Annotated in this window: 18 protein-coding genes and 1 tRNA gene; 16 read left to right on the top strand and 3 right to left on the bottom strand. The window is 56.4% G+C overall.

Annotated elements, in window-relative coordinates; translation table 11 throughout:
• Positions 1-192: 192 nt before the first annotated feature.
• Together Q1A48_RS12465 and Q1A48_RS12460 are read right to left on the bottom strand one after the other, a co-directional pair.
• Positions 193-280 (bottom strand) — tRNA-Ser (locus Q1A48_RS12465).
• A gap of 168 nt (positions 281-448) precedes the next feature.
• The gene (locus Q1A48_RS12460) at positions 449-3,403 is read right to left on the bottom strand and encodes an Rne/Rng family ribonuclease (RefSeq protein WP_299945269.1); all 2,955 of its coding nucleotides are present in this window, start codon (positions 3,401-3,403) and stop codon (positions 449-451) included.
• 804 nt (positions 3,404-4,207) lie between these two features.
• Here Q1A48_RS12460 and rluC point away from each other — a divergent pair.
• Together rluC and Q1A48_RS12450 are read left to right on the top strand one after the other, a co-directional pair.
• A complete protein-coding gene (gene rluC / locus Q1A48_RS12455) occupies positions 4,208-5,212 on the top strand; it encodes a 23S rRNA pseudouridine(955/2504/2580) synthase RluC (RefSeq protein WP_299945267.1) in 1,005 nt (334 codons plus the stop codon).
• Positions 5,212-5,856, top strand: a complete 645-nt coding sequence (locus Q1A48_RS12450) for an HAD-IA family hydrolase (protein WP_299945265.1) — start codon at positions 5,212-5,214, stop codon at positions 5,854-5,856. Before rluC ends, Q1A48_RS12450 begins: the two co-directional genes overlap by 1 nt.
• Here Q1A48_RS12450 and Q1A48_RS12445 read toward each other — a convergent pair.
• Complete coding sequence (locus tag Q1A48_RS12445; protein WP_299945263.1) at positions 5,831-6,445, bottom strand: Maf family protein; 615 nt, start codon at positions 6,443-6,445, stop codon at positions 5,831-5,833. The genes Q1A48_RS12450 and Q1A48_RS12445 overlap by 26 nt on opposite strands.
• Before the next feature lie 107 nt (positions 6,446-6,552).
• Here Q1A48_RS12445 and Q1A48_RS12440 point away from each other — a divergent pair, with 107 nt between their 5' ends.
• The 14 genes from Q1A48_RS12440 to Q1A48_RS12375 all read left to right on the top strand — a co-directional run bounded on the left by Q1A48_RS12440 (position 6,553) and on the right by Q1A48_RS12375 (position 17,617).
• Positions 6,553-7,095, top strand: coding sequence for a YceD family protein (locus Q1A48_RS12440; RefSeq protein ID WP_299945261.1), 543 nt, complete (start codon positions 6,553-6,555; stop codon positions 7,093-7,095).
• Positions 7,096-7,169: 74 nt separating this feature from the next.
• A complete protein-coding gene (rpmF, locus tag Q1A48_RS12435; protein WP_299945258.1) occupies positions 7,170-7,361 on the top strand; it encodes a 50S ribosomal protein L32 in 192 nt (63 codons plus the stop codon).
• Positions 7,362-7,364: 3 nt separating this feature from the next.
• Positions 7,365-8,411, top strand: a complete 1,047-nt coding sequence (plsX, locus tag Q1A48_RS12430; RefSeq protein WP_299945255.1) for a phosphate acyltransferase PlsX — start codon at positions 7,365-7,367, stop codon at positions 8,409-8,411.
• A 47-nt stretch (positions 8,412-8,458) separates the two neighbouring features.
• Positions 8,459-9,403 (top strand): ACP S-malonyltransferase, encoded by a 945-nt coding sequence (fabD, locus tag Q1A48_RS12425; protein ID WP_299945253.1) that lies wholly within the window; start codon positions 8,459-8,461, stop codon positions 9,401-9,403.
• A 53-nt stretch (positions 9,404-9,456) separates the two neighbouring features.
• Positions 9,457-10,212, top strand: coding sequence for a 3-oxoacyl-ACP reductase FabG (gene fabG / locus Q1A48_RS12420; RefSeq protein WP_366523409.1), 756 nt, complete (start codon positions 9,457-9,459; stop codon positions 10,210-10,212).
• Between the two features lie 224 nt (positions 10,213-10,436).
• Positions 10,437-10,673, top strand: a complete 237-nt coding sequence (acpP, locus tag Q1A48_RS12415) for an acyl carrier protein (protein ID WP_299945251.1) — start codon at positions 10,437-10,439, stop codon at positions 10,671-10,673.
• Positions 10,674-10,865: 192 nt separating this feature from the next.
• Entirely contained in the window at positions 10,866-12,107 is a 1,242-nt protein-coding gene (fabF, locus tag Q1A48_RS12410) for a beta-ketoacyl-ACP synthase II (RefSeq protein ID WP_299945248.1), read from the top strand.
• Positions 12,108-12,151: 44 nt separating this feature from the next.
• On the top strand, positions 12,152-12,922 hold the full coding sequence (locus Q1A48_RS12405) for an aminotransferase class IV (protein ID WP_299945245.1): 771 nt from the start codon (positions 12,152-12,154) through the stop codon (positions 12,920-12,922).
• Positions 12,919-13,980 (top strand): endolytic transglycosylase MltG, encoded by a 1,062-nt coding sequence (gene mltG, locus Q1A48_RS12400; protein WP_299945242.1) that lies wholly within the window; start codon positions 12,919-12,921, stop codon positions 13,978-13,980. The genes Q1A48_RS12405 and mltG overlap by 4 nt, the downstream gene beginning before the upstream one ends.
• A 3-nt stretch (positions 13,981-13,983) precedes the next feature.
• The gene (tmk, locus tag Q1A48_RS12395; protein WP_299945240.1) at positions 13,984-14,604 is read left to right on the top strand and encodes a dTMP kinase; all 621 of its coding nucleotides are present in this window, start codon (positions 13,984-13,986) and stop codon (positions 14,602-14,604) included.
• 70 nt (positions 14,605-14,674) lie between these two features.
• Positions 14,675-15,700, top strand: a complete 1,026-nt coding sequence (locus tag Q1A48_RS12390; RefSeq protein ID WP_299945237.1) for a DNA polymerase III subunit delta' — start codon at positions 14,675-14,677, stop codon at positions 15,698-15,700.
• A 128-nt stretch (positions 15,701-15,828) separates the two neighbouring features.
• A complete protein-coding gene (locus Q1A48_RS12385) occupies positions 15,829-16,182 on the top strand; it encodes a PilZ domain-containing protein (RefSeq protein WP_299945234.1) in 354 nt (117 codons plus the stop codon).
• A gap of 8 nt (positions 16,183-16,190) precedes the next feature.
• The gene (locus tag Q1A48_RS12380) at positions 16,191-16,967 is read left to right on the top strand and encodes a TatD family hydrolase (RefSeq protein ID WP_299945232.1); all 777 of its coding nucleotides are present in this window, start codon (positions 16,191-16,193) and stop codon (positions 16,965-16,967) included.
• Positions 16,968-16,990: 23 nt separating this feature from the next.
• On the top strand, positions 16,991-17,617 hold the full coding sequence (locus Q1A48_RS12375; RefSeq protein ID WP_299945229.1) for a dUTP diphosphatase: 627 nt from the start codon (positions 16,991-16,993) through the stop codon (positions 17,615-17,617).
• The last annotated feature ends 41 nt before the right edge of the window (positions 17,618-17,658 follow it).

The raw sequence follows: 17,658 nt of genomic DNA, 5'->3' as shown, positions 1-17,658 counted from the left end.
GTTGTGTTAGAACCTCAACAATGCGAGCTTGCTCTTACAAATCAATAGGCTACATCCAAACGGGAACAGCCCCTAGCAACAAAAATCTTTTTGCGTTGAGACTTTGTTGAGACCTCAACGAAAAAGGGCGGCACCAATGAAATTGATGCCGCCCTTCGATGCTTGTAAGTCTATGATTTACAAGACTTTATATGGCGGTGGGGCAGGGATTCGAACCCTGGGACCTGTTACAGTCAACGGTTTTCAAGACCGCCGCTTTCGACCACTCAGCCACCCCACCAATTTGTGCCTGGGATTATACCTAGCCCCTTAATGGATACAAGCATCATTGTAAATTTTTCAAGAAGTTCAATAAGTTAGACCGTTTATTGACCAGTTTTGGCCGCATCGTCGCACGGGTCAAAGCCACTTGCCACCTCCGGGGCAGGCGGCTTTGATCCGGTATGCTCTAGCTGGCCTCCGCTGAATTGCGGCCGATGCCGGCATCGACATTACTCTGTGCTTGCCCGTGGGCCACACGGGGGTCGTTGGTGGGGCGGGACAGGGTGCGTGGGCTGTGCTCGACTGCGGCGGGTTGGTCTGTGTCCAGCGGTTGCTGAAGGCCCACTTTCCGGTGCTCTGTGACAATCGAAAGCTCGCGCAGCGGCTTGGGGTTGATCCGGGGATCATTGCCGGCGCGGCCTTGGAGTGCAGAGGTAGTTGCTTTTTCCGATGCTGCAGCTTCCGTGGCCAATACGGCTTCCTGGGCACCGACTCTCGCATCGCGCCGTTCCCGCAAAGCGGCGTCATTGGCTTCTTTCAGGGCGACCTCTTCGGCATTCTCCGGCTCAACAACGGAAGTATTATCCAGCGGTGAGGGCTCTGCTACTGGTGTTCCGGCAGTTGATTTCTTAGCAGCAGCTTCTATTTCCACCCTGGCAGGAGCTTGCTCTCCTGCCAGCGGGGATGAAATCAGCTGCTCTCCAGTTGCTGCCGGGAGAGGTTGCTCTTCAGTATCAGTCGTGGTTGCCGGTTGTGCGGGTGTAGATACCTTTTTGGTCTCAGATCTAATGTGCCTGGCCGCATCACTTTGGGTTGCCGGGGCTTCAGGTTGTTCCATCAAGTGATTGCTTGTTGGAGCCTCTGGCATCTGCGCAATTTGCTCTGTCTGAGATGCGGGCTTAGATGGTTTGGGCTGGCCCTGGTGCCGGCTCCTGGGTCTGGTTTCCTGGGCTGCAGGCGATGCACCGGAACTTTTATTGCCAATGGCTTGAGACTTTCTGGCTTCACTTTCCGCTTCGTCAATGGCTTCATTAATCTCGCGGTTCAGTTCTTCCTGGCCTTGGGCTACGGTTGCGGTATTTTCTCCACGGCGGCCGCGGCGGCGAGCCTGCGGGCGTCCACGGACATTGCTTGGGCGGCGCGCAGGTCGCTGCTGTTGCCCTGCGGCTTCACCGGCCTGTTCAGCCGTTTTGCTGTCAGTAACCGCAGAGCGATTGTCGTCTTGATCACGACTGTCGTGGCTTCGACGGCGACGGCGGCGGCGTTGGCCATCACCCCGTTCAGTACCGGCTTTGTGCTCTACAGTTTGTTTCCCCTGATGCTTATCTTCCTGTTTGGCCTCCTCGCGGCGGTCATCCTTGCGGCGTGCGGGGCGCCCATTGCGGTTACTGCGGCCACCGCGCTGATTGCGATTGCGCTGGTATCCCTTGCTGCGATGCTTGGATTTTTTGTGTGTGTCTGATTCTTTTTCCCCGGTTGAGAAGAGGGAGGCAATGGCGTTAATCAGGCGGATGAACAAACCGGGCTCGGGCTTTTTTTCCGGTGTGGGGGCTGGAGCGGTATGTGCGATCTGCTGCACAGCCGGTTGAATCGCTGTGCGCTGGGGCTTCTCCTCTTTCCTGGTAGCGGCCTCTTCGACAGTGCCGGAAATTTTATAGGAGGTCTCCGGGGTGGCCGTATCGTCATCGCGCAGGCGCTGCACTTCAAAGTGTGGAGTCTCGAGCTCCGCACTGGGTACGACAACGACGCGGGTATTGTTTCGAGATTCGATCTGCGAAATGGTTTTGCGCTTTTCGTTGAGCAGATAAGTGGCGACATTCACCGGGGTGATCGCACGAATCTCCGCGCTGCGCTCTTTTTTGGCCTCTTCTTCCACCAGGCGCAAGATAGAGAGCGCCAGGGATTTGGTGCCGCGAATGGTGCCCTGGCCGCTACAGCGGGGGCAGATCCGAAAAGTGGTTTCTCCCAGAGAGGGGCGCAGGCGCTGGCGGGACATTTCAAGCAGGCCAAAGCGGGAGATGCGGCCAACCTGGACACGGGCGCGGTCCATGCTTAGGGCCTTCTCCATGCGCTTTTCAACTTCGCGCTGGTTGGATTTACTCTGCATATCGATAAAGTCGATAACAACCAGGCCCCCCATATCGCGCAGGCGCAACTGGCGGGCAATTTCATCAGCCGCTTCCAGATTGATATTGCGTGCAGTCTCTTCAATATCCCCACCCTTGGTCGCGCGGGAGGAATTGATATCGATAGATACGAGCGCCTCTGTGACGTCGATCACGATGGAGCCACCAGAGGGGAGTTTCACTTCACGCTCAAAGGCGGTTTCTATCTGGCTTTCGATTTGGTAACGGTTGAACAGCGGGATGGCGTCTTCGTAATACTTTACCTTGTTGGTAGAGTGGGGCATGACCTGGCGGGCGAATTCTGCTGCCAGTTGGTAAGCGCCTTTGTCGTCGACAATCACTTCGCCGATATCATCGCGCATATAGTCACGGATTGCGCGAATAATGACGTTGCTCTCCTGGAATAGGAAGTGTGGCGCCTTGGAGGAATCGGCTTCCTCCTTGATAGCGGCCCACAGCTTCAGGAGGTAATTCAAGTCCCACTGCAGTTCGTCACTGCTGCGGCCCACACCAGCGGTGCGTACGATGATGCCCATGCTCGAGGGGACTTCTACGCTGGCCAGGGCATCGCGTAGTTCAGAGCGCTCATCACCTTCAATGCGCCGGGAAATACCCCCGGCGCGGGGGTTGTTTGGCATAAGTACCAGGTAGCGCCCGGCAAGGCTGATAAAGGTGGTCAGTGCTGCGCCCTTGTTGCCGCGCTCTTCTTTGTCCACCTGTACGATGACTTCCATGCCCTCCTTAACCACATCCTTGATCTTGATGCGGCCTTCGTGCTTGAGGAAGTATTCGCGGGAAATTTCCTTTAGCGGGAGGAAGCCGTGGCGATCTTCGCCGTAGTCAACAAAGGCAGCTTCCAGGGACGGTTCCACACGGGTGATCTTGCCTTTGTAGATATTGGCTTTTTTCTGCTGGCGGGTACGGTTTTCAATATCCAGATCATAGAGCCACTGGCCGTCCACCAGGGCAACACGCAACTCCTCTGGCTGGGTTGCGTTGATTAACATTCTCTTCATGCGTGTCGTTTTCCTTGCGTTACACGAAGGAGGACAACCGCGGTTCACAGGCTTGCTTTTGGGCCGCCAAAAGGAGAGGACCAGATGGCGGGGCAGGGAAAAGGGTGGCACTATGCTCTGCCGCTCATTCGATCTATGCGGCCTATTGAAACAAATGCCCACCCCTTTCTGACACTGCAAAAACTCTGGATACGCGCTGCTGCCACGTTATCCATTGGTACCTTCAACAGTACCATTTTTCCTTCAGTACCTTTTGTAGTACTGCCCGGTACCAGTGCTATGGGCTTCCATGACTGGGTCGGGAGCCACCCGTCGGTCAATTTCAAGCTGGGTGACAAGGTTTGCGTCAACATTGCTGGTTGTGTAGCGCGGCTTTTGACCGAGACCAGCAGTTCTATATTTTGTCCACCGGGTTTGTGGAAGCGGTAAAACCCGGTTCGCCAGTGCGGTCGCTGGCGTTATCTGCTACAGAATGGGACGCAAGTCAATGAGTCGTCCTTTCAAGCGCTGCGGGTCACGGCCCGTCTTACCTTCGCGATAGTTACCCGCACAACCGCGGGTTGTTACTACCGATGAGGCTCCCAGGGATTTGCATTGCTGGTAACGCCTCACCGGCTGGGTTGTAATCGATAACGCGGCATTCCCGCGCACCGGTCGAACGGTGATATTTTCTTTGAAAACATAGCTGTCTTTAACCTTGGCAAGGTGCCAATGGTTGAAAACCAGCCGAATCCGGTCTGCCTGAATATAGCATGGACAGAAGAGTGCTTCAATTGTCCCGGTTGCAACGCTATGATGCCTGCCATGCGAAGTACCCCCTCTCTTATTAAGCCGGCACGAACCGACAATTCCTCTAGTATCTGGACCCCCTCTGGCGGCGTGCAATTTTTGACTGTGCCGCTTGAGCTGGCAGGGCAGAGGATTGATAACTTTCTTCTGGCGCGCCTCAAGGGTGTGCCCCGTTCAAGGATCTATCGAATCCTGCGCAAGGGCGAGGTCAGGGTAAACAAAGGGCGTGTGAAGGCGGAATACAAGCTGAGGGCGGGCGATGTGGTGCGCGTGCCGCCCATACGCGCGGCCAGCACGACACCCGCTCCGCTGGCCGGGGCGTCTCTGCGCCAACTGGTGGAAGCATCCATTCTCTACGATGACAATGGACTGCTGATTGTCAACAAGCCTGCGGGTTTGGCGGTGCACGGTGGCAGCGGTGTACGGCTCGGGCTGATCGAGGTGCTGCGCCAGATGTATCCGCAGAGCCCATTTATTGAGCTGGTGCACCGGCTGGACCGGGATACCAGCGGCGCAATTATGGTGGCGCGCAAGCGCGCCGTGCTGCAGCATGTACAGGCCGATCTGCGCTGTAGCCGCGTGGATAAATCCTATTTGGCGCTGGCTGCGGGCAAATGGCCGCGCGGCCGGCGGGTAATAGAGGCCTGTCTGCGCAAAAATACCCTCAAGAGCGGCGAGCGAATGGTATCCGTTCATCCCGACGGTAAGCCCTCGGAGAGCCGGTTTCAGGTGCTGGAGCGCTTTCGGACGGCGACGCTTCTTGGGGTGGAACCGGTGACGGGGCGCACGCATCAGATCCGGGTGCATGCGCAGTTTGTCGGTTGTCCATTGGCGGGTGATGGCAAGTACACACCGGATGATGTAAACCGGGAGTTTCGCAACCGGGGACTCAAGCGTCTTTTTCTGCATTCCGCCTCTGTGGCTTGTCGACTTCCGGGTGGGGAAAAGGTACGTGTGGCGGCGCCGTTACCCGATGAACTGGGTGCATTGTTGAAGAGGTTGCGCGAGGAAGTGGGCTGATGCTGGTTATTCTTGACTGGGACGGCACTGTCTGTAATTCCGAGTCGCGTATCGTGGCGTGCATGCAGCGTGCCGCTGAGCGTGTGGGGCTTCCACTGCTTGCTGCAGAGGCGGTGAGCAATATTATCGGGCTCGGGTTGCCCGAGGCGCTGGAGACGTTGCTGCCCGATGTTGGCAGTGAGGAAAAACAGGCGCTGCGTCAATTTTATTCCGAGGAGTGGTTGTTAGCCTGGGCCGAGCCCCTGCCACTGTTTGACGGGGTTTTGGATACCTTGGATCGCTTGTGTTGTGCTGGGCATCTGCTCGCGGTGGCCACGGGTAAAAGCCGCCGCGGTCTCAATCGCGAATTAGAGCAGCATGAGCTGGGACACCTGTTTACCGCGAGCCGCTGTGCAGGCGAGACGGCCTCCAAGCCTGATCCGAGGATGCTGCGAGAGCTGCTGCGGGAAACAGGCCGCTCCGCCGGTCAGGCGGTCATGGTGGGAGATACGGTATATGACCTGGAGATGGCTGCGGCAATTGGTATGCCCTCCGTTGGGGTCAGTTACGGTGTGCATTGTCCGGCGCGCTTGCAGGAATGTGGCCCCAAAGTCATTATCAACCGGTTTGCCGAGTTACTCAGCTGGCCGCCCCTGGTGCCTTGAGGGGCGTTGCCAGTGGGTCGATGCCATGTTCGCGCAACAGATCTGTGAGGCGGATCAGCGGTAGGCCTACCAGAGTATTGATGTCGGTGCCCTCCAGCTTTTCGAATAGTGCAATCCCCAGTCCCTCCACCTTGAACGCGCCCACGCAGTCGTAGGGCTTCTCCAATTCCACGTAGCGTTCAATTTGCGCTTTGCTGAGTGGGCGAAAATAGACGGTATAGGTTTCAAGGCCCGTCGATTGTCTGCCGCTCGTGCTGTCAAGGACAGTCAAGGCGGTATGGAAGGTGGCCCGCTTGCCCGCACAGATGTTCAGTTGCGCTATGGCGCGCGCTTGGGAGCCCGGTTTGTGGAGGATGTGACCGCAGCATTCGGCCACTTGGTCCGCCCCAATAATCAGGGCTTGCGGGTAAGTCGAGGCCAAGGCGCGGGCTTTCTCTCCGGCGAGTCTCAGAGCTCGGGCGTCGGCATCCTCCCCAGGTTTTGCCTTTTCATCAGTACGGGGGTCGGCGTACCGGAAGGGAAGTTGCAGCTGCCTGAGCAGGGCTCTTCGATAGGGGGAGCTTGAGGCGAGTATCAGGGGCTGGGTCATGCTTACAGTGTCTCCACTTCTGTGCGGTTGCGGTTTAAGCTCGGGGGATACTGCAGGGCCTCAATTGCTTTGACAAGGGTGGGGCGAGTCCATAGAATTGCGCGCTTATGCCGACAGACCCCTCTAAACCAGTATTGCCGAAGTGCGTTGATGCACGAAAGTTGGTGCAGCGCGAGCAGTGTCTCGACGGTATTTTGCCGCTGGCTTCGCTCGAGCGGCTAAGTAGTGCTGTAGAGTCTGTTGATGGTGCGATTTCGGCCGAATTGCGATTTAGGCGGGACCTGCAAGGGCATCTCACCGTGCGCGGTAAAGTCACTGGTACTGTTGAGCTGCTTTGCCAGCGCTGTCTATACCCGGTGCGCGAGCAGTTTGAAGCGCCATTTTGCTGGGGTATTGTGTGGTCTGAGGCGCAGGGCAAGTCTCTTCCCAAGGATCTGGATCCGGTGATACAGGGTGGCGATGCGCTGAATTTGCACCAGATTCTCGAAGATGAAATTCTGCTCAATCTGCCGATAGTGGCTTATCATCAGGAGGAGTGTGTCTCCAAAAGACGCTTCCATTTTGGTGAGAGTGGTGTCGAGGGGGGTGGGCAACAGGAAAACCCCTTTAAAGTGCTGGAACGATTGAAGGGTTCATCGGGTAAGTCATAGATTGGCTCGATGAGTTAGGGCTCGCCGGTAGGCGCCCCGGTTCCAGCGAAATTTGCTTATTTTAGGAGCTGGCAATGGCTGTTCAACAAAACAAGAAGACTCGTTCCCGTCGCGGTATGCGTCGCTCTCACGACGCTTTGGGTGTCGATACAACCCTCTCGGTGGACCCGACAACTGGTGAGAAGCACCGTCGCCATCACGTGACTAAAGATGGCTTCTACCGTGGCCGCAAGGTGATCGCAACCGGCGGCACCGAAGAAGAGTAAGTCTTGATCAGCCAATTGCGATTGGCCGTGGATACGATGGGCGGGGACTTAGGTCCCCGCTCTGTCGTTCCGGCCTGCACCAGATTTCTTCAGAACTACCCCGAGGCGCACTTAACGCTTTTTGGTCCACGCAAGGTGCTCGGAACTCAACTATCGAAGCAGTACCGTCTGGAATCTCCAAACCGATTTGAGATCATTCATTGCGAGCAAATCATTACCCAGGAATGCAATCCCCTTCAGGCTGTGCGCCACAGGCGTGAGTCCACAATGGCCCTGGCCTTGCAGGCGGTTGCCCGTGGCGATGCCCAGGCCGTGGTCACTTCCGGCAATACCGGCGCGCTTTTAGCTTTAAGTCGCAGTATTCTCGGTAATATTGACGGGGTTAGAAAGCCGGCGCTGGGCAAATCGGTGCCCTCGGGCAAAGGCTCCTGCTATCTTCTGGATCTCGGAGCGAATGTCGACTGCAGTGCAAAAGACCTGCTGCAATTTGCGCGGATGGGTATAGAGGCGCAGCATATCCACACGGCGATTGCCCGCGAGGACATCAGGGTGGCCCTGCTGAATATCGGCGCGGAGGCGTACAAGGGGACAGCCGAGATACGAAAAGCCGCAAATCTGCTCGAGGCAGATCCCCAGATTAACTATGTGGGCTTTGTGGAGGGGCACGATATCTTTACCGGCGCGGTGGATGTGGTTGTCTGCGATGGTTTGATGGGCAATGTGGCGATGAAGTCCGCTGAGGGTGTGATTCGACTAATGGGTCAAAAAGTGTTCACCATTGAGAAAAAGGGATATTTCAAGCGTTTTTTTGGCCAATTGGCCATTAAGCTGTTGCGAAAATGGCGTACACAGCTGGAACCTGCCCGCTATAATGGCGCCAGTTTTGTAGGGGTGAAGGGCAACGTGATCAAGAGTCACGGCGGGGCCAGCAGCGAGGCGTTCTACCGGGCATTGGTGACGGCCAAAGAGTGTGCCGATGCCAATCTTGCCGCCAGAGTTGGTGCTGCCATGGCACGATCCGGGGCGCGCAACCCGAGGGGAGCAGGATAGGAAATACCCTCTGCTGATAATTGCCAATTTAGGTTTAAGGATATCTTATGACCAATGCTGCACTTGCATTTGTCTTTCCGGGGCAGGGATCTCAGAAGATAGGGATGCTTGCCGAGATTGCCTTGGAAGCCCCCGAAATCCCGGCTACTTTTGCCGAAGCTTCGGAAGTTCTGGGGTACGACCTCTGGGATCTCTGTCAGAATGGCGAGCAGGAGGATATCAATCTCACCCAGCGCACCCAGCCCCTTCTCTTGACGTCAAGCGTCGCCCTGTATCGCCTCTGGCGCGCGCGCGGTGGCGCCTTGCCGGCCCGTATGGCAGGCCACAGTCTAGGGGAGTGGTCCGCCCTGGTCTGTTCCGGTGTTCTGGCCTTTAAAGAAGCGGTACATCTGGTGCGCGAGCGCGGCCGCCTGATGCAGGAGGCTGTACCTTTGGGCAGCGGAGGCATGGCGGCAGTAATTGGCCTCGATGACGAGGCAGTGGAAATTGCTTGTGCTGGTTCGGCAAAGGGCGAAGTGGTTACTGCCGTGAATTATAACGCTCCCGGTCAGGTCGTGATCGCTGGCAATAGCGCTGCAGTGGAGAGAGCCATAGAGGCCTGTAAGGCGGCGGGTGCCAAGAGGGTCATGCCTCTGTCGGTCAGTGCCCCTTTCCACACCGAGCTGATGCGACCGGCTGCTGAGAAGCTTGCGCCCCAGATTGAAGCGGCGCAGTTTGATACGCCTGAAATCCCCATTGTGCACAATGTACATGCACAAACAGAATCAGATCCGGCGGCAATAAAGGCCCTGATGATCAAGCAAATCTATCACCCCGTGCGCTGGACTGCCTGTACGCAAAAGATCATCGCCGATGGTATAGCGCAGTTGATTGAATGCGGGCCCGGCAAGGTGTTGGCCGGACTGGTAAAGCGAGTCGATCGCAACATTGCCTGCCACGCTGTTGATAATCCATGCAGCTTTAATGAAGCGCTGAGATCCACTGCGGCATAGGCCCTACAACCTACAAAAAGCCGAGTGCGACTTTTCACAAGGACAAAGCTACTATGACGTTTCAGATTTCCCTTGAGGGCAAAGTAGCCCTGGTTACCGGAGCCAGCCGCGGTATTGGCGCGGGGACGGCAGATATGTTGGGCGGTCTGGGTGCCACGGTCATCGGCACTGCCACGAGTGCTGGCGGCGCCGAGAAAATCACTCTGCGTTTTGCCGAAAAAGGCATCAACGGTGTCGGCATGGTTCTCGATGTCACCGAGTTGGAGAGCATTGCGCAATTGCACGCTGCCGTGAAAAGTGATTTCGGTGCACCCACTATTTTGGTCAATAATGCGGGAATCACCAGGGACAACCTGCTGATGCGCATGAAGGATGACGAGTGGGACTCGGTCATTGAAACAAATCTGTCCGCCGTATACCGTGTAACCAAGGCCTGCTTGCGCGATATGACCAAGGCGCGCTGGGGGCGTGTTGTCAATATCAGCTCTGTTGTAGGCAGTATGGGAAATGCGGGCCAGAGTAATTACGCTGCTACCAAGGCTGGCGTGGCAGGATTTGCGCGCTCACTGGCGGCGGAAATCGGCTCTCGCGGCATCACGGTCAATACCGTTGCGCCCGGGTTTATTGATACTGATATGACCAAAGTGCTGCCTGAAGCACAGCGCCAGGCACTTCTGGGAAAGATCCCTCTCGGCCGACTCGGTCAGCCTGAGGAGATTGCCTCTGTGGTAGCATTCCTGGCGAGTGATGCCGGTGGCTATATCACCGGTGAGACAATCCAGGTCAATGGCGGCATGTACATGACCTGATGAGCAATTGAAATTTATTCTTTAACTTATTGATTTTTAAAGTATATGTTAGTTTGCTGGCGGTGGTGCAGGGCCGTACATTACATCCCCAAAAACTTGGGGTACAATGGCCTCTGAATTAGCCAAAAGCTGTGTGAGCCGGTCGTTATCGCCAAAGATTGAATTTGGTGGAATAACAATAGCGACCAAAACAGATTTTTACCCACTAGGAGTTAAATTGAATCATGAGCAGCATTGAAGAGCGCGTTAAAAAGATCGTTGCTGAACAACTGGGCGTGAAGGAAGAAGACGTTAAGCCTGAAGCCTCTTTTGTTGAAGATCTGGGCGCGGACTCGCTCGACACAGTTGAGCTGGTAATGGCTTTGGAGGAGGAATTCGAGACCGAAATTCCCGATGAAGAAGCTGAGAAAATCACTACTGTTCAGCTGGCAATGGATTACATCAAGAACAACCTTGGTTAATTTCTGCTGGGTAGTTTAGGCGCTGGCAGTATCATTCCGATACTTGGCCAAGCGACTCTGGGAGCCGTTCTATGTTTTTCATAGCGCGGCTCTCTTTTTATTCGCACCATGGAATTATGACTGCTGACCGGGGGTTGTTCTCTCCACTGGGTTGGAATCTACGGCGGCAGCAAGAGCTTCGGGGGAACCAGAGTGTCGCACAGAAGAGTTGTAGTAACCGGAATGGGGGTTGTCAGCCCGCTGGGTAACACCATTGGAGAGACTTGGTCCGGCATTCTCACTGGGACCAGTGGCGCAGCTCCGATAGAGACATTTGATGTTTCCGCTTTTTCCACCCGCTTTGCGGCCACAGTCAAAGCGTTTGATCCCACCCCTTACATGTTGGCTAAAGACGCGCGCAAAATGGATCCCTTTTTGCAGTATGGCCTGATTGCGGGTATCCAGGCGATGGAAGACAGTGGCCTGGAAGTAGGCGAGTGCGACGCTCCGCGCATGGGCACCTGTATCGGTTCCGGCATGGGGGGCATCCTGGCCATTGAAAATAATGGGATGCTGATTGCGGAAAAAGGGCCGCGCAGGGTGTCACCCTTCTTTGTGCCGGGCGCCATTATCAATATGGTCGCGGGTAATTTGTCGATTAAGTATGGTCTAAGGGGGCCGAACCTCGCTGTGACCACGGCCTGTACAACCGGCACGCATGCGCTGGGCCTGGGTATGCGCACAATCCAATATGGCGACGCAGATGTCATGGTATGTGGCGGTGCCGAAATGGTTACGACACCCGTTGGGCTCGGCGGATTCTGCGCAGCGAGGGCACTTTCCACCCGCAATGAAGACCCGCAGGTCGCCAGCAGACCCTGGGACAAGGACCGCGACGGTTTTGTGTTGGGAGAGGGGGCTGCGGTGCTTGTTCTGGAAGAATACGAGCGGGCCAGGGCGCGAGGGGCAAAAATCTATGCGGAAGCAGTCGGTTTTGGTATGAGTAGCGATGCTTTCCATATGACCTCCCCCCCCGAGGACGGCGCAGGTGCAGCATTGTCAATGCAAAATGCGCTCAGCGATGCCGGACTCAATGCGGATGCCATCCAGTACATCAATGCCCACGGTACCTCAACGCCACTGGGTGACAGGGCAGAAATTCAGGCGGTGCATAGTATCTTTGCGGACACTAACAGAAAATTGGCCGTGAGTTCCACCAAGTCAATGACTGGTCATTTGCTCGGGGCAGCGGGTGCAATAGAAGCGGCTTTCTCCGTTTTGTCGCTGCGCGACCAGGTAGCACCGCCTACCATCAACCTGTATGACCCGGACGATGCCTGTCGCGGTATAAACCTTGTCCCCCATGAACCCCAGTCCATGGCGATAGGCGCAGTGCTCTCAAACTCCTTCGGGTTTGGTGGTACTAACGGGTCACTGATCTTCAAGCGAGTCTGATCCGCTCGCCCATACAGGGGTGAGCGCGCTGTTTTGGGGGGAGGATGTTTCAGTTACCACAATTCTTCCTGCGGGGGCAGGCTGTGCCCCGGTTGGTCCCCGACAGTGACTATACAGATGGCATCCTCGAAACCATGCGTTGCCGTAACGGCAGCCTGCGGTTGTGGCCGCTGCACAGGACCCGCCTGATCCGAAGCGCCTCTTTGGAACAGGATCTCCTCGCTGAAATAGATCGTTCCATCTCACACCTGGCGACCCAGTCTATCCGGGGGGAGGCGACCGCCCGATTACGTATCGGCCTTGTTGACGGCCACAAATGCTGGGATCTGTCCTTTTTTCCAATGATGCACTCAATGGAGGCAGAACTTGGTGTTCACTTATTTCCCTGCAACACGCACCTGCCAATTCCTGAATTGATGAATTCGGGCTGCAAATTTTTGTGTCGCAGCCGATATAATGCAGCAAAAGCCGAACTGCCAGATGGCGAGCGCCTGGATGGTCTGATGCTCGATAGTGCCGGCAGGGTAATAGAAAGCCTGCGCTGTAACCTGCTGGCACGCTTCGGCGAGACCTGGGTGACCCCGAACCTGCAGCGCTGTGGTGTCCGGGGAGTCATGCGTGCATGGTTGTCTGATTGGATCGGGTGGCAGGAGCGGGACATGGATATACACATACTGTGCGGTGCCGATGAGGTGGTGCTGTGCAACAGTGTCCGGGGGGTGTTGCCCGTGGTAGAGATTATTGGTTTTAAGAGCTGGTCAATAGGAGCGGGTGCGCGAAGGTTGCAGCAGTTGATTGGGGAAGAGTTGTGGTGAAGAAAAAGCGGCCCAGTGCCTCAGGAAAGCTTTGTAAGGCCGCATTTGGTGGGTTCTTCCTGGTGTGCCTACTGGCGGCACTATCACTGTGGGTGGTGAAGACCACTTTGACGGCTGCACTGCCACTAGGGGAAAGCGGGTGGCAGTTCCAGGTAGAAAAGGGCAGCAGCTTATCCGGAGCGCTCAGACACCTGGAGCGCGATGGCATTATCCACTGGCCCCGTCTTGTGCTCGCCTATGCCTATTGGGCGGGCAAGACCGATATCCATTCCGGAGAATACCTGCTGCCCCGGGGCAGCAGCGCAGTAGACCTGGTCTCCCGTCTGCACCGCGGCGAGGTTATGCGCTACCGGGTTACGCTTGTGGAGGGCTGGACGTTCCGCCAGGCACTGCAGAAGATCAGGTCTGAGCAGAAGATCGTAAAATCCGCAGCGGGCAGCACTGTGCATGCCGCTGCCCGGGCGCTCGGCTTGGAAGGCGGCGCAGTCGAGGGCTGGATTTTCCCCGACACTTATGTGTATCGCTCCGGCACCACCGATATCGAGTTGCTGCAGCAGGCCTATGAACGTATGCAGCAGGTGTTGGGCGAGGAGTGGCTGGCGAAGGGAGACAGGCTTCCCTACAAATCCCCTTATGAGGCGCTGATCATGGCCTCTCTAATCGAGAAAGAGACCGGGCAGCCTTCCGAGCGCAGTCAAATTGCCGGGGTTTTTGTGCGCCGCCTGAACAGGGGTATGCGGCTGCAGACAGATCCTGCGGTGATCTATGGTTTGGGTGAGGGTTACAACGGAAATCTTACCCGCGCGCATTTGCGCCAGCCAACCCCCTATAATACTTATGTCATCCGTGGACTTCCCCCGACGCCTATAGCCCTGCCAGGGCGCGCAGCCATTCGCGCAGCCCTCAATCCCGAGCCGGGCAAAAGTCTTTATTTTGTAGGTAAGGGTGATGGCTCCCACCATTTTTCAGCGACTCTGACAGAGCATAACCGTGCAGTGCGGGAGTATCAGCTGAAGCGGCGAGCGGACTATCGCTCCAGCCCGGCAGAAGGAAATTAAATTGTGTCGCACGGAAAATTCATAACCCTGGAGGGAGTGGAAGGCGTTGGTAAGTCCACCAACCTGCAGTTTATTACCCAGTGGTTGAAAGATCGTAACATCCCGTTTATTCAGACCCGAGAGCCTGGGGGTACGCCTCTGGCGGAACAGTTGCGCGCCCTGCTGCTCACCAGGCGCGAGGAAGTAGTGAACCCGACGGCTGAACTGTTAATGGTATTTGCCGCACGGGCCCAGCACCTGGCCCAGGTGATTGTGCCGGCGCTGAAACGTGGCGATTGGGTTGTCTGTGATCGTTTTACGGATGCTACTTACGCGTATCAGGGCGGTGGTCGCCAGCTCGATAGAGCACGGATTGAGCAGCTGGAGCAGGCTGTGCAGGGGGACTTGCGTCCGGACAAAGTACTGCTGCTGGACCTGGACCCGGAAACCGGTTTGCAACGCGCAGGCCGAAAGGGGGCGGCAGATCGTTTTGAGAGCGAGCACCTGGCTTTCTTCCATCGAGTGCGCGCCGCTTATCATGAGCGCGCACTGACCTTCCCGGGGCGGTATGCCATTGTCGATGCCAGCCAACCCCTGGAACAGGTGCAGAGAGCGCTGGTGCAGGAGCTGGAGCGCTTGTTGTAGCCGTGAGTCAGGCTCTCCTCAAAAAGTGCGGCCTGCAGATGGCGGTTTTCCTTTAACATGAACTTGGCAAATGTCCGTATCTGAAACACTTGAACAGACTTCCATTCCCGCCCTGCTACCCTGGCAGATTCAGCAGTGGCAGCGCCTCGGGGTTCAGTGGCGGGCAGGACGCTGTCCGCACGCACTGCTGCTGACGGGCCAGATGGGGCTTGGCAAACGACGCTTTGCCGAGGCTTTTGCCGCTCTGGTGCTGTGTGAACAGCCGCAGAACGGGCAGGCCTGTGGCAGTTGTCGGGATTGCCGGCTCTGGCAGGCGGGCTCTCATCCGGATTTTCTGCGACTGGAGCCTGAGAAGACAGGGGTGGCCATCAAAGTGGAGCAGGTTCGTCAACTGGGTAACTTTGTTGCACGTACCAGCGGGCGTGGAGGCGCGAGGCTGGTATGGCTGGCGCCGGCGGAAGCGATGAATATCAATGCGGCCAATGCGCTCCTGAAGAATCTGGAGGAGCCGGCGCCGTCGGTCATCTTCCTGCTGATTACAGATTCGCCCTCGAGCTTGTTGCCGACCATACGCAGCCGTTGCCAGTCGATTGTTTTTCCGCCGCCATCGGAGGAAATGGCCTTGCAGTGGCTGGAAAACGCCGGCCTCGAAGACACCGTGGCGCGGCGATCCCTGGCTCTGTCCGGCGGGGCACCACTCATGGCTGCGACTCTGGCTGGAGTGGAAGCCAGGGCAGAGCGTGAACAGTTTCTGCAGGCGTTGACCGCCCTCGCTCAGGGGAATGTCAGTGCAGTCATCGCGGCCGCTCGCTGGGAGACGCCCCCCGGGCACACAGCGCTGGACCAGTTTTTACAGTTCTGGCAGCAATGGCTTGCGCAGATGGTGCAAATGCGCAGCTGTGATTTAAGTGGGGATGCCCAGATGATGGCCCTGTTGCAAAGACTGCCTGGCGCCGGGGAGGAAAGCCTGCGACCGCTGTTTGGATGCTACGATCACCTTGCGCAGGCGCGCAGGGGATTGATGGGAGGAGCAAACCCCAACCGCCGTTTGCTTCTCGAAGAGCTTATGATCCGCTGGGCGAGGCTGTTTATCTAGAAACCTGCCCCGAAACGGGATTTGAGATTGCCGCCAGGGCCCATTCAGGGTCAGAGAAAGTGTGAATTCTGGACAGGGCCGGTGGGCTCGGATAAGTTAGTACGATAGTAAAAACAGTGGGATTGAGCATGAAAGCCATGGGAGGCGGTGCCCGCAACGGTATCCTTTCGCTGAAGATTCAGGATAAGTCTGTTCTCTATGCGGCCTATATGCCCTTCGTAAAGAATGGGGGTCTGTTTATCAGTACTGAAAAATCCTACAGCCTCGGCGATGAAGTTTTCCTGCTGCTGAGTCTGATGGATGAGCCGGAAAAAATCCCGGTGGCCGGCAAGGTCATCTGGATAACTCCGAGCGGGGCACAGGGTAACCGCACGCCGGGTATCGGCGTTCAGTTTGGAGACAAGGATAATATCGCCCAGAATAAGATCGAGACCTACCTGGCAGGCACGCTGGAATCGAGCCGGCCCACACACACGTTGTAGATACCTTTATGCTTGTAGACTCCCATTGTCATTTGGACAGGTTGAAACTCGATCAATTGGATGGTGATCTCGATGCGGTGCTGGAGCTCGCCCGCAGTCGCGGGGTTGGCAGGTTCCTGTGTGTCGGGGTCAGCCTGGAAAATGCGGATACGGTAGTGGAGATTGCTTCCCGCTACCGGGATGTTGTCTGCTCGGTCGGAGTACACCCTCTGGATGTGGAATCGGGGCTGGCCGATGTCGATACACTGATAAAAATGGCCGAGCGCCCCAAGGTGGTTGCACTGGGGGAGACCGGTCTCGATTACTACTACAGTACAGGAACCAAGAGCATTCAGCAGCAGAGTTTTGCTGCACATCTGGAGGCTGCCGGCCGAGCGGTGCTGCCGGTGATTGTGCATACCCGCGATGCCCGCGAGGACACCATCAACCTGATTCGCGCATACGGTAACCTGGAAACGGCAGGGGTTCTGCACTGTTTCACTGAGAACTGGGAGATGGCAAAGTCTGCACTGGATCTCAACTATTATATTTCCCTGTCCGGCATTGTGACTTTTAAAAATGCGCAAGCACTGCGTGACATAGCGCGCAAGCTGCCTCTGGATCGTCTGCTAGTGGAGACGGATTCCCCTTATTTGGCCCCGGTTCCCTATCGTGGCAAGCCAAATATTCCCGCCTATGTACGGGAAGTTGCCGAGTTTATCGCCGACTTACGGGGAATTCCCTACGGGCGACTGGCCGAGATGACCACTGAAAACTTTTTCCGATTATTCTCCCGAGCCGCTTGATTCGGTCTATAGGAAGTACCCCAATGATGAAACAGCAATTGCAGGTCATGCTGACACTGCAAGACGAGATTAATACCTTGGTCAATGACAACTGGCGCACACAAAATTTTGCCTGGTATCGGGCGATTTGGGTGGAAAGTGCCGAGTTGTTGGATCACTTTGGCTGGAAGTGGTGGAAAAAACAGCAGCCGGATATGGATCAGGTAAAACTGGAGCTGGTGGATATCTGGCATTTCGGGCTCAGCCTGGAGTTACAGCAGGGCGCTCCGGAACGGGTGGCGGTGACTATGCTGCAGGAACTTGAGAGCGAGCGGCGCGCGCCGGGAGATTTCCGTGAGAACCTGGAGTCTTTCACCCTGAACACGCTGGCCAGCAAGCAGTTTGATCTGGTGGGATTTGCCCAATTGCTCGCCGATACCACAATGTCATTTGCGGAGCTTTATCGGCGTTATGTCGGTAAAAATGTGCTTAATCGCTTTCGCCAGGACAATGGTTATAAGCAGGGTACCTATCTGAAGCACTGGTGCGGGCGTGAAGACAATGAGCACCTGGCCGAGATTGCCGACCAGCTCGATTCTGCCGATGCCGACTACAGCGACCAGGTTTATCGCGCTTTGCAAACGCGTTACCGGGAACTTGTGCGGGCTTGAGGGGCCTTGTGCGGTGTTGGCGCAAGCAGGGCGTTTTCACT

This window comes from uncultured Microbulbifer sp. (assembly GCF_947489355.1).
GTDB lineage: Bacteria > Pseudomonadota > Gammaproteobacteria > Pseudomonadales > Cellvibrionaceae > Microbulbifer.
The sequence above is the reverse complement of the archived record's forward strand: the minus strand, read 5'-3'. Positions and strand labels throughout refer to the sequence as shown.